The following is a 24,942-nucleotide window of genomic DNA, read 5'->3' as shown; positions in this document are numbered from 1 at the left end:
AAGACGAAAGGAGATTGATACACATGAAAGATTTTTTTGAAAATTTCGGAAAACGGTTCGGAGAGACTGCCGAAATGGTGACGAATAAAGCAGGAGAGATGATAGAGATCCAGAGAGTTAAAAGTCAGATCAGAGATCTTGCTCGTGAAAACGCCGTTGATATGATGGAGTTGGGCAAAGCGGTGTATGAGCGTTATAAATCAGGCGAAGAACTTGACGATAGCACTGCGCAGATTTGTGATTCGATAAAAGAACGGGAAAAGGAAATTGAAAAGTACGAACGCAAGATCGCGGTTTTGAAAGGTTCTGCAGCTTGTGTTAAATGCGGCAGAATGGTTTCGGAAGATATGGCATACTGCCCGTACTGCGGAGAGAAGATGGAGGCCCGGGATATGGAAGAGGCGACGGAGGAGTATGCGGAGAAAGTAAAGAAAAAAGCAGCGGATGTTGCCGAAGCGATGGCTGATAAAGCAGAAGAAACGGCAAAAAAGATAGGAGAAGCTGCGCAGAAAGCAGCGTATAAGACAGAAGAAGTGCTTGAAAAAGCGGCAGATAAGACGACCCAGGCTGTTCATAAAGCAGCGGAAAAAACGACGGAAGCAGTTCATAAAGCGGCGGATAAAGCTGAGGAAACAGCGCATAAATCAGCGGATAAAGCAGAAGAAGCGGCGCATAGATCAGCGGAGAAAGCAGAAGATGCGGCAGATAAGACAGTGGAGAAACTCAATGAAGATTAGATGGTTTCCGATCACGGCAGCTTTGGCTGCCGCAGATCAGGCGGCAAAATGCTATGCCGAGAATAAACTTGCAAAAGGAGAAGAACGTGCGATTACAGACAAGGTTGTTTTACGGCACGTTCAAAACGAAGGAGTCTGTATGAGCCTTCTGGAAGATGAACCTGAGACTGCCCGTATTTTGGCGGGAGCGGCGTCGGGAGCTGTGCTCGGATGGCATGCCTTTACGGTTGTGACAAAGAAGAAGAGGTTTTGGAAAAAGGCAGGACTTTCATTGATGGCGGCAGGCTCGATCAGTAATATGTTCGATCGGCTCGTTCGCGGACACGTTGTAGATTATGTGGGATTTCGCTTGGAAGATAAACATTTGGAAGGGATCACATATAATTTCGCGGATTTCTTTATCGCAGCAGGAGCTGTCATTACAGTGATGACAAAACTGTTTCGACCGGGCTCGAAAAAGAAGAAAAAAGCAAAAACGAAAAGTGTCTGAAATCTGAAAAACGTAAAATCCGAAAAGAAAACGAAACAAAAAAACAGAACAGAAGAAGGTACAGCTAAAAAGCGACTGGTTTCTTGAGATCAGAAACCAATCGCTTTTTTCACATCGTCGATATTGCCGTTGAAAACAATTCCGTCCATACCAAGAGAACGCGCGGCATTGATATTTTTTTCCAGATCGTCGATAAAGAAACATTCTTTCGGATCAAGGGAAAACGTTTCAAACAAGTAACGGTAGATTGCAGGATCGGGTTTTGCCATTTTAAGAGGAGCGGAAAATACAATTCCGCTGAACTCCTTCAGAAAATCATAGTTGACGGCATATTCGGCAAAATAGGTCGGTGCATTTGATAATAGATACAACGGAATGTTACGCTCTTTTAACTCATCTATAAAGCGCAGCGTATCGTTGATCGGCGTCAGGTGACGCGGCCACTCGCGAAAAAGTGTCCGTACGGCAGATTCTAACCGGTCGGGGAGTGAAGCTGCAATATTGTCTATGTTTTGTTCATAGTCTACCGAACCATTGTCAATATCATCCCATCTTGAAAAAATTGCGGTAAAGAGAAGTTCCTGATCTTCTTCGCAGGAAGAAAAATGTTTTACAAGATCACGTCCGTTAAATTTACCTATTACATTTCCGAAATCAAAAACAATATTTTTATATTTCATAGCATTTATACCTCATATTATTACAATTATCATCATTAGTTTAGTGGCATTTTCATACTTTGTCAAATGCTTTAAAAGATAAGGAATTTAGATCATACATGTTTAAAATCTACATTTATTGCAGTAGACAGATGGTGCGTGTTATACTGGAAAAAACAAGAAAGAGGTGTTGTATGTCTATTATTCAAATTATAAAAGAACAGATGAATATGACGGAACGAGAGCGGGATATATGCAGATATATTTTGGAAAATCCGGAAAAAATAGAAGAAATGTCTTCAAGAGAATTAGGGCATGCGACTTTTACAAGCGCCGCTTCCGTAACTCGATTTTGTCAAAAGATAGGGGTAAAAGGTTTTCCTGAATTTAAAATGCAGTTTGTCCGGGAGTTGAGAACCGGGGGAATGGAAGACGTTTCCGCAGTTACGATGTCGGAGCGGGAAAATGTGGTTACTATGGTTCGGAAAGCGGAAAAGATACAAAGACAGGCGGTGGAGGAGACGAATAAAGAACTCTCTTATACTCAGTTAGTGCGGATCGGAAAGTTGATCGCAGATGCGTCTTGTGTTGATTTTTATGTATATGATATGAATATTTATTTGGCGAAATACGGATGCGCCTTGTTTTTTCATGCCGGGAAATTGTCGAGTGTTCACTCGGAAATTAATATACAAGGGCTGCATGCGGCCATGCCCGCAGACGGACATGTGGCAATTATTATCAGTCATACGGGCAAAAACGAGCAGCTGGCGGAGATTGAAAAAATGCTGCACAGGGGAGGAACGAAAATTATCGTAATCTCCGGAAACAGGAAAGGCGTGGTAGGTCAATATGCAACAGAGTTTTTATACGCGGCAGGTTCTGAAAAAGTGGAAGAATTTTGGAGTTCCACGTTTTTTGCATCGGGGAAATATCTTCTTGATATTTTATATGGAATGGAATTTAGCAGACGGTACGAAGAAAATATTGCTTTAAACAGCAGATATGAAAAGTCAGGCAAGAATCTTCTGTGGAGATTTTCCGAAAAAGAGAGTGATTAAAAATAACAGAGTAGTAAAAAGACAGAGTGAAAACTTTTCCTTTCTGAAAGATCAGATATGGAGAAGTTTTTATGCTTTATACATTTTGCACAAAATACAGGACAGATTTTTTACATCTGAAACGAAATTGCATAAAACGGAACGCGAAAGTAGTTAATTTTGAAACAGATAAACAAAAAAGTATGAATGAATTGAAAAAAATCATCAGATTATTTAAACTGACGTCAAGATCAAAAGAGAAATGTGCACAAACTCTCTTAGAATCGGAGCAATATGATGTTTGATCATCATACTCATGGAAGCAAGGTTAGAATCAATACGTTGGCAGATCGGTTCAGTGATATCAACTAAGTGATCGAACATCGATTGTAAGTCCATAAGAAAGTCCTGTTTAAAGCGGGTAAATTTTGAGGCATCAGGAACAACACGGAAGCCACAGAAATCCCGTAGTTCCTGAGAATATTTTAAAAATATAATCAGAAGAGTATCCGTCGGGATTGAGAAAATGCGCTGAATAAGGAGAACCTTAATCATAGGATAAAGTGGATGCTTGCGAGGTCTTCCTGTGGAAGCGTGAAAATGAGTAACAAAAGAAACAGGAACAATTTCATCAAGATTAATGGTTTGGTGAAGTAGAGAAAGAAACTGATATTTGTCATTATCGAATTTGTTTTGGCAATCTTCAAAAATTTCTGCCAAAGTGAGCTGCTTATATGGTATCATATAGGTACATCTCCTTTCGGGTGGTTGGTTTATAGTTTCTAGGCAACTCTATTTTACCACAATCCGTTGAGGAGATATTTTGTTTTATAAAAGTTAAAATGCCGTATTTATGCGGCTTGTGGCGTTTCGCAAACGCCTAATTGAAAATAAAATGAAAAGGAGAATTTGCAAGATGCCATTATCAAATGATTTTTTATGGGGAGGAGCAGTTGCGGCAAACCAGTTTGAAGGCGGATGGAATGAGGGCGGTAAAGGAATCAGTGTTATAGATGTGATGACAGGTGGAACACATGAGAAGATGCGGGAGATTACAAACGGAATTGAAGCAGATAAATATTACCCGAACCATAAAGCGAGTGATTTTTATCATGAATACAAGAGTGATATTGCGCTGATGGCGGAGATGGGATTCAAATGTTTTCGTACAAGTATCGCATGGACCCGCATTTTTCCAAGCGGGGATGAGACAGAACCGAATGAAGAAGGGCTGAAGTTCTATGATGATATGTTCGATGAACTTTTGAAATACGGAATCGAACCGGTCATTACGTTAAGCCATTTTGAAATGCCGTATCATCTGGCAAAAAAATACGGTGGATGGGTCAATCGTAAGGTGATTGATTTCTTTGTAAACTATGCAGTGACGGTCATGGAGAAATATAAAAATAAAGTTAAATATTGGATGACATTTAATGAGATCAATAATCAAAGTAATACATCAGCTGATATTTTCGGATGGACAAATTCGGGAGTTCTCTTTTCGGAATATACAAATAAGAAAAAGGCGATGTATCAGGCGGCGCATCATGAGCTGCTTGCAAGTGCGATCGTTGTGAAAAAAGGTCACGAGATCAATCCGGAGTTTCAGATCGGATGTATGTGTTCTTTTGTTCCGTTTTATCCGTATTCCTGCAATCCAGAAGATGTTATGACTGCGGCAGAATGTATGCATGAAAGATTTTATTTTTCAGACGTACATATGAGAGGGCATTATCCGGCTTATGCAAAAAAGGAGTGGGAGAGGGAAGGAACAAAACCACAGATGCTTCCTGAAGACGAGAAGATTTTGGCGGAAGGAAAATGCGACTATCTGGGATTTAGTTATTATATGACGAATGCGGTGAAAGCAGATGCAAAAAAAGATACGACAGAATCTCTGGACGGAAGTTCTCCGTATTCTGTACCAAACCCGTATGTGAAGGCAAGTGACTGGGGGTGGCAGATAGATCCTGTCGGATTAAGATATGCTCTGGTTACTCTTTATGAACGTTACGAAGCACCTCTGTTTATTGTAGAAAATGGATTCGGCGCGATCGATGTGTTAAAAGAAGATAAAACATGTGATGACGATTATAGGATTGCATATTTAAGAGAACATATTACCGAAATGAAAAAAGCGGTTGAACTTGACGGAGTAGATCTTATAGGATATACCCCGTGGGGATGCATTGATCTTGTATCGTTTACAACAGGCGAGATGAAAAAAAGATATGGATTTATTTATGTCGATATTGATAACGAAGGAAATGGAAGCGGAAACAGGTATAAGAAGAAGTCTTTTGACTGGTACAAGAACGTAATCCGGTCGAATGGAGAAGAACTGTAGTTTTAAAGATAAAATAAAAAGAAGAATAAGCGGAAGAAAAGAAATAATGCGCTATACCCCCTTGATTTTTGAAGCAGTATATTCTATATTATAAATGATGTAAAAATTACATCTTCTGTACAACCTGACAGACGAGGGCTTGTACTGGTTTCGACAGGGATCTTGAAGATGGAGAAGCTATCCGCAGGCTGATGTGTTAAATCGCAAACTTAAAATTAAACGCTAACGATAATTTCGAATTAGCTGCGGCCTAATTGCCGCATGTCGGCTCTGTGGCACTCACACCACGGAAATCCGGCATCAACGATGTGAGAAACGATATTGGCAAAGCTTTGAGCCGATAGGCGTATCATGAAGCTACTGAAACCGTAAGGGTGTTAGTTCCCGTGCGGCAGAGGGAATGAAAAAGAACTGACTATGATAGTAGAAGTACATGGGATAGGTTTTTGGACGCGGGTTCGATTCCCGCCAGGTCCATAAGGGGTATTAGCGCAGTTGGGAGCGCGCAACATTCGCATTGTTGAGGCCAGGGGTTCGACTCCCCTATACTCCATGGAAAAAGCGCCCACACAAAAATCATTGTTTGAAAAAACAGGATTTTTGTGTGGGCGCTTTTTGTATAGCCGGCAAGCCAAAGTCCGGAATTGTTCAAGATCCCGGCGGCTGCTTTAGAATAAATTTCATTTTACATAGATTTAACATAGCGCTGATTTTACATTTTACATTTGTTATTTATGATAGTCAATGTGCAAAGGAGCACAAAAGAAAACAGCGAAATGTGAAGTTGGTTTTAGGTGTTTTCGCTGAATAGAAAGAAATAAAAAAGAATAAAAGAAAACAAAAAAATGAAAAAGCGGAAGCAAAAAGGAGATTGTAAGACTATGAAAATGAAAAAGTTTATCGCAGTTGTATCTATGGTAGGAATGTTGGCAGCAGCTATGACAGGCTGTGGATCAGGAAGCGATGATGCAAAAGATGCGGATAAAGGCGGAGATGCAAAATATGCAGGAGACTGGGACAGCGCAAATGACATTACAGTTGTTTCCCGTGAGGATGGTTCGGGAACAAGAGGCGCGTTTATCGAATTGTTCGGCATTCAGGAAGAAGTTGACGGAGAAAAAGTCGACATGACGACAACGGAAGCGCAGATCACAAACAATACTTCGGTTATGATGACAACAGTGGAAGGAAATGAATATGCGATCGGATATATTTCTCTTGGATCTCTTGATGAGGACGCTGTAAAAGCACTTAAGATCGACGGAGCCGAAGCAACGGCAGAAAATATTGAAAACGGAAGTTACAAAGTATCCAGACCGTTTAATGTAGCAGTAAAGAAAGATCTGGACAATGAAGCGGCAAAAGATTTTATGAGTTTTATCATGAGTACGGAAGGTCAGAAAGTTGTAGAAGAAGCAGGTTACATACCGGTATCCGATGTTCAGGCATATGCAGGAACTAAGCCGGAAGGAAGCGTAGTTGTAGGAGGATCTTCTTCTGTAGCTCCGGTAATGGAGAAACTTGTAGAGGCATACAAAAAAGTGAATCCGAATGCAAATGTTGAACTTCAGTCATCCGATTCAACGACAGGTATGACATCTGCCATCGAAGGAAGCTATGATATCGGTATGGCATCAAGAGAGCTGAAAGACGAAGAAAAAGAGAAACTGGAAGGAACAGTCATTGCGACAGACGGTATCGCAGTGATCGTAAACAAAGCGAACCCGACAGAAGAGATGACATCTGATCAGGTAAAATCCATCTACCTCGGAGACGTACTTACATGGGATGAGATCGCTGAGTAAGGCTCGGCGTGTGACAGAACTGTTCGGCAAGATCAGATAAAATGAAGAGGAAATTAGTATGAAATCAAAAGCATGGACTGAAAAATTCATGCAGGGAGTGTTCTTTGTTGCCGCCTGTGCCTCGGTACTGGCGGTAGCTCTCATATGTATCTTTTTATTCGCTAACGGCATCCCTGCAATTAAAGAAATCGGATTTGTGAAATTCATTACCGGAGAAATGTGGCGTCCGAGTAATGAACTGTTCGGTATCTTTCCTATGATCATCGGAAGCTTGTATGTTACGGCGGGCGCAGTTATCATCGGTGTGCCGATCGGCATTCTTACTTCTGTATTTATGGCAATGTACTGTCCGAAAAAAATTTACAGACCTCTGAAAGCGGCAACAGAACTTCTGGCGGGAATTCCTTCTGTCGTATATGGATTTTTCGGACTTGTTGTCGTTGTTCCGATCATCCGCGATTTCGGAAGAGCATTAAAAGATGCAGGACTTATAAAAAACGCAGGTGACGGAAACAGTATTCTTACGACTTCTCTGATCCTTGCCATGATGATCCTTCCGACGATTATCGGAACAACAGAAAGCGCGATGCGGGCTGTCCCGGCTCATTACTATGAAGGAGCGCTTGCGTTGGGAGCAACAAAAGAAAGAAGTATTTTCAGAGTGATCATCCCTGCGGCAAAATCAGGTGTGATCGCAGGAATTGTTCTCGGGATCGGGCGTGCGGTCGGCGAGACGATGGCAGTGATCATGGTTGCGGGAAATCAGCCCCGTCTTGTCGGAAATCTGTTTAAAGGAATCAGAACGCTGACAGGTAATATCGTAATGGAGATGGGATACGCGACAGGACTTCACAGAGAAGCGCTGATCGCAACAGGCGTTGTTCTTTTTGTATTTATCCTGATTATTAATTTCAGCGTTGCACTGCTTAAGAGGAGGACAGATCATGAGTAATAAAATGACAGTCAAAGACAGGCTGAAAACATACAGAAAACATCCGGGATCATTTCTCGTAATGCTGCTCGTGATGTTAGGAGCGCTGCTTACGTTTTCGGTACTGTTGTTTTTGATCGCATATATTTTGATCAACGGAGTACCTCATATTAAGCTTTCGCTTTTTGAATGGAATTATACTTCGGAAAATGCTTCCGTTGTTCCGGCGCTTATCAATACGATCGTAATGACGATACTTTCTCTTTTGATCGCAGTTCCGTTCGGTATTTTTTCAGCAATCTTTCTTGTGGAATACTCGGGAAAAGGAAATAAATTCGTAGAAGTGATCCGTCTGACAACAGAGACGCTTTCGGGAATTCCGTCTATTGTATACGGATTGTTCGGAATGTTGTTTTTCGTAAATACGCTGGACTGGGGATTTTCGATTTTGGCAGGAGCGTTTACATTGTCTATTATGATCCTTCCGCTTATTATGAGAACGACGGAAGAAGCGCTTAAGTCTGTTCCGGATTCTTACAGAGAAGGCAGCTTCGGACTTGGAGCGGGAAAGCTTCGTACAGTATTTCGCATTGTGCTCCCGTCGGCTGTTCCGGGAATTCTTGCCGGAGTGATCCTTGCAATCGGAAGAATCGTCGGTGAGACGGCGGCGCTGATCTATACAGCGGGAAGCGTGGCTCAGATTCCGAAAAGTGTGATGGGATCGGGGCGTACATTGGCGGTTCATATGTATCATTTGTCAAGTGAAGGTCTTTATATGGATCAGGCATATGCAACAGCGGTTATTCTGTTGGTTTTAGTAGTAGGTATTAACACATTGTCAGGTATGATCGCGCGGAAACTGACAAAAGCATAAGGTGAATTAAGAGAGGAAACAGGTATGTCAAAGATAAGTATTAAAAATCTTGATCTGTATTATGGGGATTTTAAAGCCCTTAAAAATATAAATCTGGAAATCGAAGAAAATAAGATCACTGCGTTTATCGGACCGTCCGGCTGCGGAAAATCAACGCTGCTAAAGTCGATCAACCGAATGAATGATCTTGTAGAGGGCTGCCGTATAGAAGGCGAAATTGCGTTGGACGGACAAAATATTTTTAAAGGGATGGACGTTAATCTTCTGAGAAAGCGTGTCGGAATGGTATTTCAGAAGCCGAATCCGTTTCCGATGAGCATTTACGATAATATTGCGTTTGGACCGAGAACGCATGGAATCCGTTCCAAGTCTAAGTTGGATGATATTGTGGAGCGTTCTCTTAGAAATGCGGCGATTTGGGATGAATGTAAAGACAGGCTGAAAAAGAGCGCTCTTGGAATGTCCGGAGGACAGCAGCAAAGACTTTGCATAGCGCGAGCGCTTGCGGTTGAACCGGAAGTTCTTCTAATGGACGAAAATTATAGTACACTTAGGGCATGTGCATAGCGTGTATAGCGTAGATTTTGCTATGAATATAAGTACATGATACACGGAATATGGAAGAGTTTGGGTATCACGTTGTAATATAGAATTGACAAAAAGGAGACAGAAATGAACTCAATTATAGAAACTAAAGATCTGAAATTATGGTATGGAGATCATCAGGTGTTAAAGGGAATTACAATGGATATCCCGGAACATCAGATTACTGCATTGATTGGACCGAGTGGTTGTGGTAAATCCACGTTTTTGAAAACACTAAACCGAATGAATGACCTTGTAGAGAATGTGCGCATTACAGGAGAAGTAAAATACGATGGAAAGGATATATTTTCTTCTAATGCGAATGTAAATGAACTGCGCAAAGAGATCGGAATGGTATTTCAGAAACCGAATCCATTTCCGATGAGCATCTATGACAATGTGGCTTTTGGACCAAGAACGCATGGTATTCGTTCTAAAGTGAAACTGGATGAAATTGTGGAACGCTCTTTAAGAGATGCGGCTCTCTGGGATGAAGTGAAAGATCGGTTAAAAACATCTGCATTGGGGATGTCGGGAGGACAGCAGCAGAGACTTTGTATTGCAAGAGCGTTGGCAGTACAGCCAAAAGTAATTCTTTGTGATGAGAGTACAGCATCGCTTGATCCAATCAGTACAGGGAAAATAGAAGATTTACTTATGGAACTGAAATCAAAATATACAGTAATTATGGTCACACATAATATGCAGCAGGCAGTTCGTATCTCAGATTGCTGTGCATTTTTCCTTATGGGTGAGTTGATTGAGTTTAACTGGACAGATACATTATTTTCTACACCACAAAATAAAAAGACAGAGGATTACATTACAGGAAGATTTGGTTAATTGAATATGGGAATTTTGCATAGGTGGATATGAAAGTGGAAAACTTCTATCTGCCTTTTATTTTGTGATTATAGGGGAGGAAACAAATAAAGAGTAAAATTTAGTGGATTTGCTGAATAGCTTTTTTACGATAAGTAGGTATACTGGTGTGGTGAAGAGAAGAGGTGATGACTATGGCGTATTGCTATGATGGGAAAACATATGAAACGATAAAAGAAATGGCAGAGGAATATGGAATTGACCGTCAGAGAATATATTCCTTCCGGCGCCGAGGCTGGTCGTTAGAAGATGCAATGCAAATGTGCATCAATGATGTGCGAGGAAGAGGTCGGCTTTTTGAATACAATGGAAAGTTATATCGTTCGCCTAAAGCGTTGGCTGAAGAATATGGATTACCTTGGAATTCATTAGCACATTATATACAAAGGTGCAAAACAATAGAAGAAGCGGTAGATCGTTGCAAAGAGACACAAGAGAAGAAAATTATGCTATGGGGCAAACGATATCAGAGCAGATATGCGCTGGCAATAGCATTTGGAATTAGAGAGACTTCCATATCAGCCAGAATCCATACAAGAAACATGACATTAGAAGAAATTATTCTTGAACTATTGCAGAAAGAACCGATATGCTTCGAAGGGAAAACCTATAATACATTAGTGGAATTATGTGCGGAGTATCAAGTGCAGCCCTGTAATGTTTTTGAACGCTTGAAATATGGGAAAACATTGGAGGAAGCTATTTATTTGCCGATCAGGAATAATGGGAAAAGATATGAAATTGTGTATGAAGGGAAAGTATATCAGAACGCTGCTTTTTTATGCAGGGAATATAATATCTCCAAGCTGTTAGTATATGGACAACAGCGCTATAAACCAGAATATTCGTTTATAGAGTGCTTTCGTTTAGTAAAGCAACTGCGGGATGAATGTGGATGGCCAAACACTGAGGTATTTGCCTTTATTCCGAGATGTAAGATTCAAGGAAAATTTTATAAAAGGATATCAGATTTTGCATCGGCTGTCGGCATGACCAGAGGGCAGATAGATACCTATAAATCCAGACACCATCACAAAAATATGATTGAAGCATTACAGGAAATGCAGAAAGACCGTATTCCAGCGTATAAGACGGAATACGGTCTTTTGCCATATAGCGAAGCCAGAAAGAAAAAATACACGTCTAAGCAGTTGGAACAATTAGAATATGTTTCAAGCGCATTGCCGCGATACCCCATGCTTCAGCCATTTGATTTTACACAAGACAGTATGGATATACTTCTTCGGTATGAGGAATTATTTCAAAAGAATCCTCAGTGTAAACGGGAATGGCGAGAACGGTAGAAAATAGTACCGACGAAAAGACCATAGGCTCTGATCAGTTGTATGATTAAGGTTTCTTTATTGTGTTATTGGCAATGGACCACGAGTTCCCAGTTGTTTTGTATTTTTACAAGCAGGGAGTAAAAATCGTTGGCATCGACAGGTCTTTCCCCGGTCTCAAAGTTGGTTAAAAGCTGACAAAGCTCATTATATAATTCATCACACAGCATTTTAAGGACTCCTTTCAAATTTTTAATTGTTGGTATGTTACCTTGGGACGCTGGATTCGTCAAGTGATTAAAAAAGATATAAGAGACATGAACAATCAAAGTAGACTCTTTTAATTCTATATCTGAGATATAGCGTTTATTTGTCCAAATTCTGGTAAAATAAAAAACTTAATTTAAAAATCATACAAAAAGGGAATGGAAGATCCCGCAGCGACAGACATCGTGTAGGTGCCTGTCTTTTTTTCACTGAAAATTTGGAAAAGAGTTTTGAAGGGAGGTGATAGCAAACGTGAGTATCAGTATCCATGAGTTATTGGCAGTAGCCAGGGAGTCGGAGGGTGTGAAGGCAGTACAGAGAGATGCCATGCTATGTGAGAAACGGTTTGCACCGGATACCCGGTATATGGTGGAGTTTTTGGTGTTGAAGCAGACGGAGAAGTTTGGGGAAGCGGGAATATATCATCGTTACTTTTTAACAAAGAAAGCATATTACGAAATGGTGGAGCTGCAGAATAGGGGAATCCTCCGTTTTCAAAGATTGGCTCTTGTTTTGGAAGGAACATTGCATTATCTTCCCGTCCAGACATTTTTTCGAGACCGGGAGTAGGAAGAACAATGGGCTGGAAAGAAAAGAATGCCTGCCGGGGCGCGCCTCCGGGGAGCAAGGGTTCTTTCACTGGGAATTTTTCATAGAACAGAAAAGAAGGGAGTGGTAAGTGATGATTATCGGAATTGATCATGGATATTACGCCATTAAAACAAAGCAGGTGTGTTTCCCGACAGGGATCATCCGGTATGAATACGAACCCTATACCATGCAGAATGTCCTGCAATACCGGGGTGAGTATTATGTGTGTGGGACTGGGAGACAGACATTGGTAAAGGACAAGACCGCCAACGACAATTATTATCTTTTGACGCTGGCAGCACTGGCACAGGAGATTCGAAAGCGAAAGGGGGAAAGGACAGCGAAAGTTGTTCTTGCAGCCGGGCTTCCCCTTACCGGGTTTGGAAGGGAAAAACAGAAATTCAAGGAGTATCTGTTTCGGAAGGAACAGCCAATCCGTTTCTTATATGAAGGGGAACGCTATGAGATCCAGATTGAGGATGTGAAACTGTTCCCCCAGGGGTACTCAGCCCTGGCTCTTTATCCGGAATACTTAAAAGATGAACCCTCTGTTCTTCTTGTGGATATCGGAGGATGGACGGTGGACTTAATGCGTCTTGATAATGCGGTTCCCAATGCAGCTACCTGCCGCAGTCTGGAACTGGGGGTCATTCGTTGCATGCCAAGGACACCATTTATTCCCCGGACGGAGCAAAGGATGAGCAGGGCAATCCGGTCATCCGTTATGAAAAAGACGATCTGGTGGCAACTTTAGTGACCGATACAGAAGGAAAGGCAGTGGTAAATAATCTTCCATTGGGTTCTTATTATATGAAAGAAACCATAGCAGGCGACCATTTCGTATTGAACCCGGAACAGAAAGAATTTACCCTAACCGCAGAGGATGATACGCAGGCAGTTGTTTATGAAGGGGTTGCTTATAAAAATGAGCGACAGAAGATTTCCATTTCTGTAGAAAAGAAGGATGCAGTCACAGAAGAGAAGCTGGAAGGCGTGATTTTTGGATTGTATGCCAAAGAAGATATCCTCTCCCAGCAGGGTGAGGTTCTTGTAGAAAAGGACACTCTGCTGGAGAAGAAAGCAACGGATGAGAAGGGACAGCTTACCTTTGACAGCGACCTCTATCATGGAAAATATTATGTGAAAGAGGAAGTGAGAAAGCCGGGGTATCTTCCGAATGAAGAAATCTGGGAGATCGATGCCTCTTACATAGACCAGAACCTTGCAGAAATCAAGCTGACAAAAGAAGTGGAAAATCAGCCAACGAAAAGCCAGTTTACAAAAACCGATGCCACAACTGGGGAAGAACTGGAAGGGGCGAAGCTTCAGATCATCGACCAGGATGGCAACATCGTGGAAGAGTGGATCAGCACAAAAGAACCGCACGTAGTTTATGGACTGCCGGAAGGAACGTATACGCTCCATGAAGAGCTGCCGCCTTATGCAGAAGGGTATGTGTCTGCGGAAGATATGGAGTTTGAAGTAAAGGAAGATGGCAGTGTGACCAAAGTGGAGATGAAAGATACCTATTCCAAAGTGGAAATCTCCAAAACAGACCTCACCACCGGAAAGGAACTGGAAGGAGCCAAGCTTCAGATCTTAAATAAAGAGGGTGAAGTTTTGGAAGAGTGGGTAACAGATGGAAAACCGCATCTGGTAGAGAAACTTCCGGTAGGGGAAGAACTGATCCTGCGTGAGATCACAGCACCGGAAGGCTATGAGATCGCAGAAGATGTGAAGTTTACACTGGAAGATACCATGGAAGTCCAGAAGGTGGAGATGAAGGATGCAAGGACACCGGAAACTCCGGGTGTACCGCAGACAGGAGATGACCACTGGAAACAAATCCTTCTGTTTGCACTTTTAGGCGTGTCAGCAGCCGGACTCATGGCAACCATGCTCTATAAGAAGAGACATAAAAAAGCAGATGAAGCGAAAAAAGAAGAATAAGCTGTGGATGCTGCAGGCAGTCTTGTGTGCTGTCTGTATCCTCAGTGTGGTACTGCTTTATCAGAATTATGTGGTCATTCCCCGGCAGAATCGAGAACTGGTGGAGGAGTTAAAAACCTGCTTCCCGGAGGACATCCCTCCGGGCGGGGGCTCTCCAGGAGAGAAAGAGGAACAGGCTGGAAGAGAACCGGAAGTGTCTGCCGTTGACCTTCGATCCCTCCAGCGCCAGTATCCGGGTGTTCGTGGCTGGCTTACGATCCCGGAGGTTGGGATCGATTATCCGGTCATGCAGAGCAGCCGGGAAGATCCGGAGTATTATCTGCGGAGGGATTACCGGGGAAACTACGACATCAATGGAAGTTTGTTCCTCCAGGCAGACTGTATTTTGGGAGAATCAAAGAATCTGACTATCTACGGTCACAACATGAACAGCGGGGCGATGTTCGGGAATCTGGACAGGTACGCCTCCTATGATTACTGGAAAGCACATCCCAGGGTGTTCTTTCAGACGCCGGAAGGCATGGAAGAGTACAGGATAGCGGCAGTATTGAAAGCTGATGTGTCCATGTTCGACTTCCAACAGACATCTTTTCACAGTCCGCAGGAATTGGAGGCTTATGCAGCACAGGCGAAAGCGCTGTCGCTGTTTGAAACAGGGGTAGCTGGTGCAGGTTGTGAGACAACCCTGACGCTGGTAACTTGTTCTTATGAGTGGAAGGAGGCCCGGAACATCCTTGTGGCAGTAAAAGCAGAACCTGAAAGGTGAAAAGTGTTCAAAGGTGGGTACTTTCTTCAGCTCTCTGGATGTATCCTGCGGTGCTCTGAATCGATCTCCTGCCGGAAGTGTTCAAAAGTACCCGAAAAGTGCAGAATGTGAGACAAAACACAGATCGGGAAAAATTATAAAACCATAAAAAAAGAGGAGTTGTGTAGATTTTATATGATAAAAAAGGCATTCTATATACCATAGTTTTCTGGAAAAATCAATAGTAATTTAGAAAAAAGTGTGGTAGAATGAAGCAAGCAACAAATGAGGAGAGTGAAAGAGCATGATGAACAAAGAGGTTTATTTGAAAAATGTGGCTGAGAGTCTGGCCTTATTAAGTCGGGAAGTGTCTATCTTGAATGCGGTAAATCTCTATGATATTAACATCGTTGCAGAAGATTTCTTTCCCGGATTATTGAATCTTATCTATGGATATGAATTGAAAAATGCAAACTATTTGGAGAAAAATGCCCCGGCGATTGATTTGGTAGATCCAAAGAATAGGATAGCAGTTCAAGTCACATCAGATAATAGTAGTACAAAGATTAAGCATACGATAGAAGAATTTAATAAAAACAAAGCGTATCAGAGCTATGATAGATTGATTGTGCTGATTTTGACACAGAAGAAAAAATATTCTTCCAATTTTGATACACAGGGAATGTTTTCATTTGAAAAAGAAAGAGACATTTGGGATGTAGAAAAACTGATGCAAGATGTTCGAGAGTTGGAAACAGAACAAATAAAAGCAATCAGTAATTACCTGTCAGCAGAATTGTGTAATAAATATTATTCAGTGAAAGAAACGCAGGCCAGTGAAGTGGACACGATCATAGATTTGATAGAGTATATTTCGCAACACAGAAAAGTAAAGAAGCCTTGTGAGACAACGGTAGATCCGGAGTATAAGATTTATAAAAGGTTTCGGGATTTTGCAGATAGATTGATTGCGGAATATACGACACTTTACACCATTTATGGGGAAGCGTTGAAGATTGTAAATGAAACGCTGGGGATCGATGAGGCACAAGACATTATTATTATGTTCTATCTGCAGGATATCAGCGTACAATTTTTGGAAGAAGAGCAGGATAATCCGATTGCTGCATTGAATAAACTGGTTACATATTTTGAAACAAAATTAAGCGCGAATGGTAAAAAGTATGACCGTTCTGCAATTAAATTCTATCTTGTCAACGAAATGATTAAATGTAGGGTATTCCCAAACGAAAGGAGTGAGTATGATGCTGGCAAGTAGCAATGCACTGAAATCTTCCGCAATGTATATTGGCTATCTCATACTCAAAGAGATAAAAAAGCAGGAAGCTGGGAAGATTTCTATTTATGATGTATCTAAAGCATTGAAAAAGGCGGGGATCACAAGCAGCAGACAGTTGATTTTGGGTCTTTCCTTTTTATATTCTGTTAATATTGTCGAATTTGAGGAGGCGAATATATGGGTAAAGAAATAAGTCGTATTCGTCTCAATCGGCTCTATTCAGAAAGTAATATTTTTGAAGAGATTTCTTTTCATGACGGAGTCAATATTATATTAGGCGAGAAATACGATGATAGTTCTGTAAAAGGTCGGAAAACAAATGGTGTTGGAAAGTCTATGAGTATTGAGTTTTTAGATTTTGGTTTCTTGAATGATTATGAAAAATCAAGAATTGCAAAAATACCGAAAGAAGTATTTCCGTTAGAAGAAAACGTAATATTAGATCTGGATATAGGGGACGAAGCGATCACGATAAAAAGAAACCGGAAACAAGCGGATCAGCCTGTAATCATAAGAGAAGGGAGAACGGTATCTTTTGATAAACTTCAGGATGCAAGAGAATATCTGACAGGGCTTATTTTCCCAAAATTAAATGGGAAGAAAGTACCTAGTTTCAGAAATCTCTTTTCAATTTTGATGCGGGATGAACGTTCGGAATTCACAGATATCATCAAATGCCATGATTTGACGAAAAAGATTCCGGATGATTTGAGCGCTCATTTGTTTTTGTTGGGATTTTCTTTAGAGGCATATAAAAACACTTTAGAAACTATAAAGGAGATAGAGGCAGTCAATACCGTTATTGCAAAAGATAAAAAAGAATTGACGCAAGAAGGAAAAAAGAAAATTTCAGATGTTAAGGCAGAATTAAATGCATTGGAAGATGAATTACAAAAATTGGAAGATGCGATTGAAAGTTTTAAAACGAATGAGACTTTTGATTCTATGGAGGCAGACCTTATTGAACTGGAGGATTTGCTGGATCAGTTGCGTAAACGCCAAAAGGCTTTGCGATATGACTATGAAAAAATCAGAAAAATGCCAAAGCCGGAGCAGATTGATGACAGAGAAATCGAATTGGTCTATAACCAATTTAAGAGCGAGTTGGGAAATGCAGTAGTAAAATCTTTAAATGAGGTCGTAGGTTTTAAGAACAAGATAGAAGAATTCCAAAGAACATTGGTAAACCAAAAGGCAAAGGAATTGGAGAGCCAATTGAAAAGTATTGCGGAACAAATTCGGGTACTGGATGATGAATATTCAGAGAAACTGAAAGTCATCGATAAAAAAGGAGTGCTAAAGAATCTAAAAGTAAGTTTAAAGATTTATGAGGCGAAGAAGGATTCCATTTCTCATACGAAGTTTTTGTTTGATCAATACGAAAAGAATGAGAAAAAGAAAAGAATGCTGAATTTACAAAAAACCCAGCAACTCATGGAAATTGATAGTGAGATTGAGCAAAACAAAGAAATCATGGATGACTTTATTGATACCATTTTGGAAATCCATGAATCCATTATGGGAAATAAGGAATGTTCGTTTAGCCTCCAGACTGTTGATAAGGCACGAAAGAAAACACCAGTTGAGTTGACGCTTCGTATTTACGATGATGGAAGCCATAGTGTAGACAGAACAAAGGTGTTCATTTATGATATGGCGTTATTATTTAATCAATACACCAGAGACAGGCATCCGTTGTTTTTGGTACATGACAACATTTTCGATGTGGATCAAGATACGTTAGTTCAATGTTTAAATTATATTTATAAGCAGGAAGAGCAGTATCAGGATTTTCAATATATCCTTACGTTGAATCGGGATAAAATCGAAAATGAAGAACAGCGGAAATTAATCCAGATGGATATTGATGAACATCAGGTAGCTGTGTTTACGAAAGAAAAGAAATTTTTAGGACGGAACTATCAGGAAAAATAGTAGCGTATGTAGAAGGAATGTTTTGTTCTAAGTTTGGAGGTATTTCATGCATTTAAGAAAAGCAGCGGAAGATGTTTCAGTTTTGAAAATGCGATGTTCTATTAATGCAGATACTATGACGAAAGCAGAACTTCACCAAAAGCTGAAAACAGGATACCGAGATATTGGGAAAGGAAGAGTGAGAAACGCTTCGAAGGCTTTTGAAGAATGGCAGAGAAAATGTGAAACCAGTGAATAGTGAAAGGATGAAAATATGCAGATTGAGATTCAAATACCGAAAGCTGTTTTATTTGATGTCAAGTATACGGTAGAACAAGCAACCAATTTTGCAAAGAAAGAAGTTGCACTTGGATTCTATATGCAAAAAGGGGTGTCAGTTGCACTGTGTTCACAGATTGCAGGTATGTCGGAGAAAGAATTTCTAGTAGAAGTAAAAGATAGGAAATAGTTTTTGACAAATCTGTTAAAAAAAAGTATGATAAAAAGTAATCGCACTACAGAAACTTGCGAAGCCTGTAGTCTGGAAGGTTTCTTCGGGAACCTTTCGTTATATATGGTAAAGTCATGATTAAATTTCACAGTGAAGTAATTAAGAACTGTGAGATGTGATAAAAAATGAAGCCGTAGGACCGCAAGGTATAGCTTCTGGAGGCTCCCCAGTTTAGCTGGGGAGTTTTTCTTTATCATATTTTAAAGAAAACAGAAAATGAAAACAAAATAATAAAGAGACCAGGCAGGATATGTTCCCGTGAAAAGGAAGGTACGATGTGCGGAAAGCCTGCAAGATCGGAGCTCCTATCTGTCTTTTTATTGACTGGAGACAATACCCGTCCATTACTGATGCCCTTCAGTGGGCAGGTTGGATCTGGAGAGGTACAGCGGTGTGGGATAAAGGGAACTCTCGTCCGCAAAAAGGGCGTTTCCGCCAGCAGGCTGAATATATTGTGTGGGGCAGTAACGGACCGATGCCTATCAGCCGTCCGGTGTCCTGTCTTCCCGGTGTGTTCCGCTATGGAAATCCCCAGAACCGTATCCATGTGACAGAGAAGCCTTTGCAGCTTATGAAAGATGTGATCCAGATCTGCGAGCCAGGTGGAAGGATCTTAGACCCCTTTGCCGGAGCTGGGACAACCATCCTTGCAGCCGTAGAGGAAGGATATGAGGCAGTGGGCATCGAGGTGACGGATGCTTATTATAAGTTGGGAAGTGACCGGGTAAAGTTTGCACTGGAAGCAAAGGAAAAAGAAGAAAGCGAGAAATAACAAGGGCATCCACATGGATGTCCAAATTTATTTCAGAAGAAGAAATGTGCATCCACATGGATGCAGGAAAGGGGACTTATGGACAGAGTCTATGATGTGACCATCCGAGAAGTGCGTGAAAAGACCGTTGCGGTGAAAGCATCCAGCAAAGAAGAAGCAGAAAAAGGATGTCGTATGTATGGCCCAAGTACCAGTGAATATGACATTCAGTCCGTTCAGTATGAAGCAGTGGAACGGGAAGCGGAAAAGACATTTGAAATCGAAATCCGAAAAAGTTACACCATCCGCAAATCCATCTCAGCACATTCCAAGGAAGATGCGGTAGAACGGGCAGAGATTCTGTATGATGACGGTGGCTTTGACGAGGAATTTGATGAAAGTACAATGGATGTGAGCTTTGAAGTAAAAGCAGAAAAAGTAAAGAAAAAGGAACAAGTGCGATAGGAGGTGAGGCGATGGAACAGGCGATGGCGTATGTGTGCTGTCCGGCAGAAGAAAGCAGGGTGAAGGTGCAGAGATACTGCCGGAAGATTTATGAGCTGGGGTATGTACCGATTTGTCCGAGGTTTGGGTTTCTGCCATTTTTGGATGAAGGAGAAGCGGAGGATCAACAGGCATATAACCGGATGTCCCACTTGATCTTAAAACGATGCCGGATGGTAGTGGTCTGTGGAAAAGAAGTGACTGGAACGATGAATACGGATATCAGCACTGCTGATCGACTGCATATCATCTGTACCACATTGGATGGCTTAATCAAGATTAAAGAGGCAGAATGAGATGGAAGAAAAAGACAGACAAAGGATGGAGAAAGAATACAATCGCTTGGAACAATGGATCGTGAAGCTTGAAAGGATGAAAAATCCGGAGAACATGGAACATACCTTACGGATCAGCGGGAGCATTGCAAAGAATCTGGCGGTGCTGATCGTTGCGGTGATGAAGGATCAGAAAAAGACCAGGGGAAAGACCAATCTGCTTCGGATGTTAAAGGAACAGCGGGCAATGAAATTTTTCACCATTCCCCATGACAGGCTGCGGGAGTTTGCCGGGGAAGCCAAATCCAGGGGACTTTTGTATGTGGTCATCCGGGATAAGAAGAACCCCCAGTTTCCCGAGATCATGGTGTTTGCTGATGATGCGGCAAAGGTGAACCGGGTGCTGGATAAGATGAATCTGGACTTTGTAAAATCCGAAGCCGGGGAAGCGGTTGTGGAACAAGCGCCAGTCCGGGAAGGAGAGCGTGTGATCGATGCAGAGTTTACCGAGAAAACCGAAGCAAAAGAAGAACTTCCGGCAAAGACCGAAAAGGTGGTGCTGCCGGAAGGGACCATTGAGTTCGAACTGGATGAAGAAGAGCATCTGTTTGATGTAGGGGAAGTCTCTCCTTCGGAGGGAAATTTTACCCAGGCGGAGAAGGCAGGGAATCTGTCCGGACCTTCCTCGCACAGCAGCGGTTCTTTTTCCGGGCAGGAAACTAGCTGGAAAGGGGAGAAACCATCTGTCCGGCAGGAATTAAAAAAGATTGAAACGGAACAGAAACAGCGGCAGAAGCAACAGCAGAGCCGGAGAAAACCGAGAAATCAACAAAGAAGGGAACAGAAGAAAGTGAAAGGCAGGTAAGGCTATGGATTTAACGAACATGATCCCTGGTGGGGCAGGGGAAGAAAAAACTCCACAACAGCAGTTATCAAAAGAAGAATATGCAGCCATGAAAAAACAGCAGAGGGAAGAAGTATGGGCAGAGGTAGACGCCCAGGCACAGGCGGTGTTCCAAAACGGGGATTCTTTAAAGGGATTTTTAGATTTTATGGCACAGTGCAATACGCAGAAAACACCCAACCTTCTGTTGATCTACGGACAGAATCCAGAAGCAACGGTGGTAAAATCCTATGATTACTGGAAAAAAGAACACCGTTCTCCGAAATCCGGGGTGCATGGCTACACCTATATGGTCAGTACGGAATATGAAAAAGACGGGGAGATGCGGACAGGCTATGCCATCGGTAAAGGATTTGACATCAGCCAGATGTCTGGGAAACCGCTGGAGGAACGTCCACAGCGTTCCATGGAAGAACTGATCCATGCAGTCTTAAAGGATCAGCCAGTGCGGATGCAGATTGCAGACAATCTGCCGGAGGGCATCCAGGCACAGTATATCCCGAAACAGCGTACCGTCTATGTGCGCAACGGAATGGATGAGAATACAACATTCCATGCAGTGAACCGGGAACTGGCTTGTGCCGCCCTGGATCAGCACGATGGGAACTATGCAAGGAAGAAGGTGAATGCCCAGGCATACTGTGCTGCGTATGTGATTGGCAAGCGGTATGGGGCAGAGGTGTCCGGCTTCCAGTTTGGAAAAGTGGCAGAGATGCAGGCAAATGGACAGAAAGATCCCCAGGAACTGCGGGGATTTTTAAATGATGTCCGGCAGGCAGCCTATACTATCCGTAACCATATGGAACGAAATTTCGGGGAACAGGAGCAGACCTTTTCCAAAGATGATTTTTCTTTTGAGGAACCTCCAAAGCAGGCACCGAAGAAAGAGAAAAAAGAGAAACAGCCGGAGCGATAGGTTCTTAAAAAAGTTCCGCCGTTGGGATAGCTATTGCAGGGTTCTTGTGGTATGTTGGGTGTAACAAAGATAGGAGGGAACGGGGATGGCAGATTACTATTTAAAAACGGATAACATCATGAAAAATATGTTTACAGTGGCACTCAAAGATGAGCTGGCAGCCCAGAGCCGGATGGGAACGGTTCACCCAGAGACAGAAGCCATGCTGCAGAAAGTCCGAGCCTATGAGCTTTCCGAGAAAAGGCTTCCCATTATAAGCGAGGAACAGCGGGAACTTCGCAATGCCCTCAATCGGCTGCGGGACAAGTATCTTGCCATGGGCAGGTACAGCGACGGCATTGACAGCGTGATCTTAAAGGTCATGAAACCAAACACCAGCAGGCGCTTCTTCTGGTAACAGAAGGGAGGGATGTCTATGAGTATGTACGATCAAAAACAAGTGGAACAATTACGAAAGCGGTATCCGAAAGGAACAAGGCTCTGCCTGGACTTTATGGATGAGCCGGGGATGCCGCCGGGATTACAAGGAACGGTAGCATATATTGATGATGCCGGGCAGATTCACATGCATTGGGAGAATGGGCGAAGCCTTGCCCTGATCCCCGGAGAGGATTCTTTTCATAGGATAGACGGACCAGCAAACGAAGTGCCAAAGAGTGAAAAAGCGAAGAAGGAGAGAAGCCCGCAGAGGTAGCATGGAAACGTGCGGACCTTTGGGTGTGGCTGCTGTTTTTGCCTGTTGTCTGGTGGGCAGGCGCCATCACTGCCTGTGCCATAAAACCGGATACGAATCTGTTACAGATCTTACAAGTGCTGACCGAAAAACTGGATCAGCCTTTTTCTATTTCTTATACGCCGTACACGCTGCGGTGTGTGTTCACATTCACAATCGCCTATGTGTTAGGCATCGGTATTTATTATTCCCAGAAGAAAAATTATCGAAGAGGGGTGGAGCATGGCTCTGCCAAATGGGGCGATGCAGCTTCCATCTGCAAGCGTTACCGGGACAAGCGGTACACCCAGAATCTCATTTTAACCCAGAACTTCCGCATGGGATTGGACTGCTATAAGCACAAACGGAACTTAAATGTTTTGGTGGTGGGCGGTTCCGGTGCGGGAAAAAGCCGGGCATACGCCGTAGTCAATATCATGCAGTGTAACTGTTCCATGGTGGTCACCGATCCTAAGGGAGAGCTTCTTCGGAAAACCGGAGGACTGCTGGAGAGGGAAGGGTATGAAGTCCGGGTGTTTGATCTTATTAACCCGGAGACATCTTTTTGCTACAATCCCTTTGCCTATGTGCGGGATGACAAGGATGTGCTAAAGCTCATCAACAACCTGATCCGAAATACTACCCCGAAAGGGGCGCAGAGTTCGGACCCGTTTTGGGAGAAAAGTGAGACCGCCTTGCTGCAGGCGCTCATGCTGTACCTTCTGCATGAAGCGCCGCCGGAGGAACAGAACTTCTCCATGATCATGGAAATGTTAGGTTCTGCCCAGGTGAAAGAGGACGATGAGGAATACCAGTCTCCGCTGGATATCCTGTTTGAACGGTTGGAGATGCGAAATCCGGAAAGCATTGCAGTCAAGCAGTATGCCATTTACAAGCAGGCGGCAGGAAAGACCGCAAAGTCCATCCTGATCTCCGTAGGCGTCCGTCTGGCTGCGTTCAATTTAAAACAGATCGCCAATCTGACCTGTACCGATGAACTGGATCTTTACAGCATCGGGGAGAAAAAGGTGGCGCTGTTTTGCTGTATCCCGGATGCGGATACCAGCCTCAATTATCTGGTGGGCATGATCTACAGTAACCTCTTTCAAACCCTTTACTATGTGGCGGACCGGAAATACCATGGAAAACTTCCTATCCCGGTACACTGCATTATGGATGAGTGGCCAAACGTGGCGCTGCCGGATGATTTTGACAAGCTTCTGGCAACCATGAGGTCGCGCGCAATTTCCTGCAGCATCATCATCCAGAACATTGCGCAGATGAAAGCCTTGTTTAAGGATAGCTGGGAAAGTCTCATAGGGAATTGCGACGAATTTTTATATCTGGGCGGCAATGAAAAAGAGGGGCATAAATATGTCTCGGAACTATTGGGGAAAGAAACACTGGATACCAATACCTATGGGCAGACCAAGGGAAGGGGTGGAAGCTATTCTGTGAATTTCCAGCAGTCAGGAAGGGATGTGCCATACTTGTTCGTGAAGAGTTCAGTTGCCTTGAATTTATCATGAACAGGGACACGATCAACTGGATTCTGAAAAAATTGAATACAGGAGGTCGAACATGGAGCATTTACCAAAGAAAATCCACCACAACGGCATCGGCTACACGCTGATGGGAGACTACTACATCCCCGACCTGAAACTGCCGGAGGAAAAACGCCCCATCGGGCGGTGGGGGCGGATGCACAAGGCGTTTCTGCAAGAACACTGCCCCGGCCAGTACAATGAACTGCTTCTGTCGGGAAAACTCTGGACATATCTTGCTGACCTGAACGAGCAGGCCGATGACCGGCTGGCGTGTATCATCTCGCAGATGCAGGATGCGGAGGGCGTCACCGAGGAACTGAAAGCCTGTGACCAGCTTGCATGGGTCGGAGCCATGAACAGCATCCGCAGTCGGGCAGAGGAAATCATCCTCTCTGAGATGATTTTTGCCTGAGGGAGGT

Annotated in this window: 25 protein-coding genes, 1 tRNA gene, 1 other RNA gene and 5 pseudogenes; 30 read left to right on the top strand and 2 right to left on the bottom strand. The window is 42.8% G+C overall.

The window, feature by feature from the left end:
• Positions 1 to 23: 23 nt before the first annotated feature.
• On the top strand, positions 24 to 737 hold the full coding sequence (locus ACH9UM_RS08040) for a zinc ribbon domain-containing protein (protein ID WP_238095011.1): 714 nt from the start codon (positions 24 to 26) through the stop codon (positions 735 to 737).
• Positions 727 to 1,227 carry a signal peptidase II gene (gene lspA / locus ACH9UM_RS08035; RefSeq protein ID WP_009243334.1) on the top strand — a complete coding sequence of 167 codons (501 nt, stop codon included), beginning with the start codon at positions 727 to 729 and terminating at the stop codon, positions 1,225 to 1,227. The genes ACH9UM_RS08040 and lspA overlap by 11 nt, the downstream gene beginning before the upstream one ends.
• 89 nt (positions 1,228 to 1,316) lie before the next feature.
• Here lspA and ACH9UM_RS08030 read toward each other — a convergent pair whose 3' ends face one another.
• Complete coding sequence (locus ACH9UM_RS08030) at positions 1,317 to 1,907, bottom strand: HAD family hydrolase (protein WP_009243333.1); 591 nt, start codon at positions 1,905 to 1,907, stop codon at positions 1,317 to 1,319.
• A gap of 173 nt (positions 1,908 to 2,080) precedes the next feature.
• Here ACH9UM_RS08030 and ACH9UM_RS08025 point away from each other — a divergent pair, with 173 nt between their 5' ends.
• Positions 2,081 to 2,947: a MurR/RpiR family transcriptional regulator gene (locus ACH9UM_RS08025; protein ID WP_004845281.1), complete on the top strand. Its 867-nt coding sequence runs from the start codon at positions 2,081 to 2,083 to the stop codon at positions 2,945 to 2,947.
• 288 nt (positions 2,948 to 3,235) lie between these two features.
• Here ACH9UM_RS08025 and ACH9UM_RS08020 read toward each other — a convergent pair.
• Positions 3,236 to 3,670: pseudogene (locus ACH9UM_RS08020) on the bottom strand (transposase); the annotation flags it as partial.
• A 172-nt stretch (positions 3,671 to 3,842) separates the two neighbouring features.
• Here ACH9UM_RS08020 and ACH9UM_RS08015 point away from each other — a divergent pair.
• The 27 genes and pseudogenes from ACH9UM_RS08015 (at position 3,843) to ACH9UM_RS07885 (ending at position 24,935) form a co-directional block, all read left to right on the top strand.
• The gene (locus ACH9UM_RS08015; RefSeq protein ID WP_009319922.1) at positions 3,843 to 5,276 is read left to right on the top strand and encodes a 6-phospho-beta-glucosidase; all 1,434 of its coding nucleotides are present in this window, start codon (positions 3,843 to 3,845) and stop codon (positions 5,274 to 5,276) included.
• A 135-nt stretch (positions 5,277 to 5,411) separates the two neighbouring features.
• Positions 5,412 to 5,756: a transfer-messenger RNA gene (ssrA, locus tag ACH9UM_RS08010) on the top strand.
• Positions 5,757 to 5,829 (top strand) — tRNA-Ala (locus ACH9UM_RS08005).
• Positions 5,830 to 6,157: 328 nt separating this feature from the next.
• A complete protein-coding gene (locus ACH9UM_RS08000; RefSeq protein ID WP_009243243.1) occupies positions 6,158 to 7,081 on the top strand; it encodes a substrate-binding domain-containing protein in 924 nt (307 codons plus the stop codon).
• Between the two features lie 58 nt (positions 7,082 to 7,139).
• Entirely contained in the window at positions 7,140 to 8,033 is an 894-nt protein-coding gene (gene pstC / locus ACH9UM_RS07995; RefSeq protein ID WP_009243242.1) for a phosphate ABC transporter permease subunit PstC, read from the top strand.
• Positions 8,026 to 8,886 (top strand): phosphate ABC transporter permease PstA, encoded by an 861-nt coding sequence (gene pstA, locus ACH9UM_RS07990; RefSeq protein WP_009243241.1) that lies wholly within the window; start codon positions 8,026 to 8,028, stop codon positions 8,884 to 8,886. The genes pstC and pstA overlap by 8 nt, the downstream gene beginning before the upstream one ends.
• Before the next feature lie 24 nt (positions 8,887 to 8,910).
• A pseudogene (locus ACH9UM_RS07985) lies at positions 8,911 to 9,438 on the top strand (phosphate ABC transporter ATP-binding protein); the annotation flags it as partial.
• Positions 9,439 to 9,558: 120 nt separating this feature from the next.
• Positions 9,559 to 10,314, top strand: a complete 756-nt coding sequence (gene pstB, locus ACH9UM_RS07980) for a phosphate ABC transporter ATP-binding protein PstB (RefSeq protein ID WP_009243239.1) — start codon at positions 9,559 to 9,561, stop codon at positions 10,312 to 10,314.
• A 173-nt stretch (positions 10,315 to 10,487) separates the two neighbouring features.
• The gene (locus tag ACH9UM_RS07975; RefSeq protein ID WP_009243238.1) at positions 10,488 to 11,657 is read left to right on the top strand and encodes a hypothetical protein; all 1,170 of its coding nucleotides are present in this window, start codon (positions 10,488 to 10,490) and stop codon (positions 11,655 to 11,657) included.
• Between the two features lie 498 nt (positions 11,658 to 12,155).
• Positions 12,156 to 12,473 carry a DUF5720 family protein gene (locus ACH9UM_RS07970; RefSeq protein WP_238095099.1) on the top strand — a complete coding sequence of 106 codons (318 nt, stop codon included), beginning with the start codon at positions 12,156 to 12,158 and terminating at the stop codon, positions 12,471 to 12,473.
• 112 nt (positions 12,474 to 12,585) lie between these two features.
• Positions 12,586 to 13,155, top strand: a pseudogene (locus tag ACH9UM_RS07965) (ParM/StbA family protein); the annotation flags it as partial.
• A pseudogene (locus ACH9UM_RS07960) lies at positions 13,149 to 14,444 on the top strand (SpaA isopeptide-forming pilin-related protein); the annotation flags it as partial. The pseudogenes ACH9UM_RS07965 and ACH9UM_RS07960, both read left to right, overlap by 7 nt.
• Entirely contained in the window at positions 14,422 to 15,210 is a 789-nt protein-coding gene (locus ACH9UM_RS07955) for a class B sortase (protein WP_009321367.1), read from the top strand. The pseudogene ACH9UM_RS07960 and the gene ACH9UM_RS07955, both read left to right, overlap by 23 nt.
• Before the next feature lie 283 nt (positions 15,211 to 15,493).
• Positions 15,494 to 16,468, top strand: coding sequence for an SMEK domain-containing protein (locus tag ACH9UM_RS07950; RefSeq protein WP_009319921.1), 975 nt, complete (start codon positions 15,494 to 15,496; stop codon positions 16,466 to 16,468).
• Positions 16,452 to 16,682 (top strand): ABC-three component system middle component 6, encoded by a 231-nt coding sequence (locus ACH9UM_RS07945; RefSeq protein ID WP_009243231.1) that lies wholly within the window; start codon positions 16,452 to 16,454, stop codon positions 16,680 to 16,682. The genes ACH9UM_RS07950 and ACH9UM_RS07945 overlap by 17 nt, the downstream gene beginning before the upstream one ends.
• Positions 16,667 to 18,424 carry a DUF2326 domain-containing protein gene (locus tag ACH9UM_RS07940; RefSeq protein ID WP_009243230.1) on the top strand — a complete coding sequence of 586 codons (1,758 nt, stop codon included), beginning with the start codon at positions 16,667 to 16,669 and terminating at the stop codon, positions 18,422 to 18,424. The genes ACH9UM_RS07945 and ACH9UM_RS07940 overlap by 16 nt, the downstream gene beginning before the upstream one ends.
• 46 nt (positions 18,425 to 18,470) lie before the next feature.
• A complete protein-coding gene (locus ACH9UM_RS07935) occupies positions 18,471 to 18,662 on the top strand; it encodes a hypothetical protein (protein ID WP_004845287.1) in 192 nt (63 codons plus the stop codon).
• Positions 18,663 to 18,677: 15 nt separating this feature from the next.
• Complete coding sequence (locus ACH9UM_RS07930) at positions 18,678 to 18,872, top strand: UPF0175 family protein (RefSeq protein WP_004845288.1); 195 nt, start codon at positions 18,678 to 18,680, stop codon at positions 18,870 to 18,872.
• A gap of 313 nt (positions 18,873 to 19,185) precedes the next feature.
• Positions 19,186 to 19,686 (top strand): annotated as a pseudogene (locus ACH9UM_RS07925) (DNA-methyltransferase); the annotation flags it as partial.
• A 78-nt stretch (positions 19,687 to 19,764) separates the two neighbouring features.
• Positions 19,765 to 20,130 (top strand): hypothetical protein, encoded by a 366-nt coding sequence (locus tag ACH9UM_RS07920; protein WP_178529493.1) that lies wholly within the window; start codon positions 19,765 to 19,767, stop codon positions 20,128 to 20,130.
• An 11-nt stretch (positions 20,131 to 20,141) separates the two neighbouring features.
• Positions 20,142 to 20,465: a hypothetical protein gene (locus tag ACH9UM_RS07915; RefSeq protein ID WP_059066801.1), complete on the top strand. Its 324-nt coding sequence runs from the start codon at positions 20,142 to 20,144 to the stop codon at positions 20,463 to 20,465.
• Between the two features lie 76 nt (positions 20,466 to 20,541).
• A complete protein-coding gene (locus ACH9UM_RS07910; protein ID WP_400092424.1) occupies positions 20,542 to 21,309 on the top strand; it encodes a PcfB family protein in 768 nt (255 codons plus the stop codon).
• Between the two features lie 4 nt (positions 21,310 to 21,313).
• Positions 21,314 to 22,264, top strand: a complete 951-nt coding sequence (locus tag ACH9UM_RS07905) for an ArdC-like ssDNA-binding domain-containing protein (RefSeq protein ID WP_004845295.1) — start codon at positions 21,314 to 21,316, stop codon at positions 22,262 to 22,264.
• Between the two features lie 85 nt (positions 22,265 to 22,349).
• Complete coding sequence (locus ACH9UM_RS07900) at positions 22,350 to 22,661, top strand: hypothetical protein (RefSeq protein ID WP_004845296.1); 312 nt, start codon at positions 22,350 to 22,352, stop codon at positions 22,659 to 22,661.
• Between the two features lie 18 nt (positions 22,662 to 22,679).
• Entirely contained in the window at positions 22,680 to 22,958 is a 279-nt protein-coding gene (locus ACH9UM_RS07895; RefSeq protein ID WP_004845297.1) for a DUF4314 domain-containing protein, read from the top strand.
• Between the two features lie 23 nt (positions 22,959 to 22,981).
• Positions 22,982 to 24,505 carry a VirD4-like conjugal transfer protein, CD1115 family gene (locus ACH9UM_RS07890; protein ID WP_055159439.1) on the top strand — a complete coding sequence of 508 codons (1,524 nt, stop codon included), beginning with the start codon at positions 22,982 to 22,984 and terminating at the stop codon, positions 24,503 to 24,505.
• 52 nt (positions 24,506 to 24,557) lie between these two features.
• Positions 24,558 to 24,935, top strand: coding sequence for a TnpV protein (locus ACH9UM_RS07885; RefSeq protein ID WP_004845313.1), 378 nt, complete (start codon positions 24,558 to 24,560; stop codon positions 24,933 to 24,935).
• Positions 24,936 to 24,942: the final 7 nt, after the last annotated feature.

The organism is Mediterraneibacter torques (genome assembly GCF_044591705.1).
GTDB classification, from domain to species: domain Bacteria; phylum Bacillota; class Clostridia; order Lachnospirales; family Lachnospiraceae; genus Mediterraneibacter; species Mediterraneibacter torques.
This window is presented reverse-complemented; position numbering and strand designations above follow the sequence as displayed.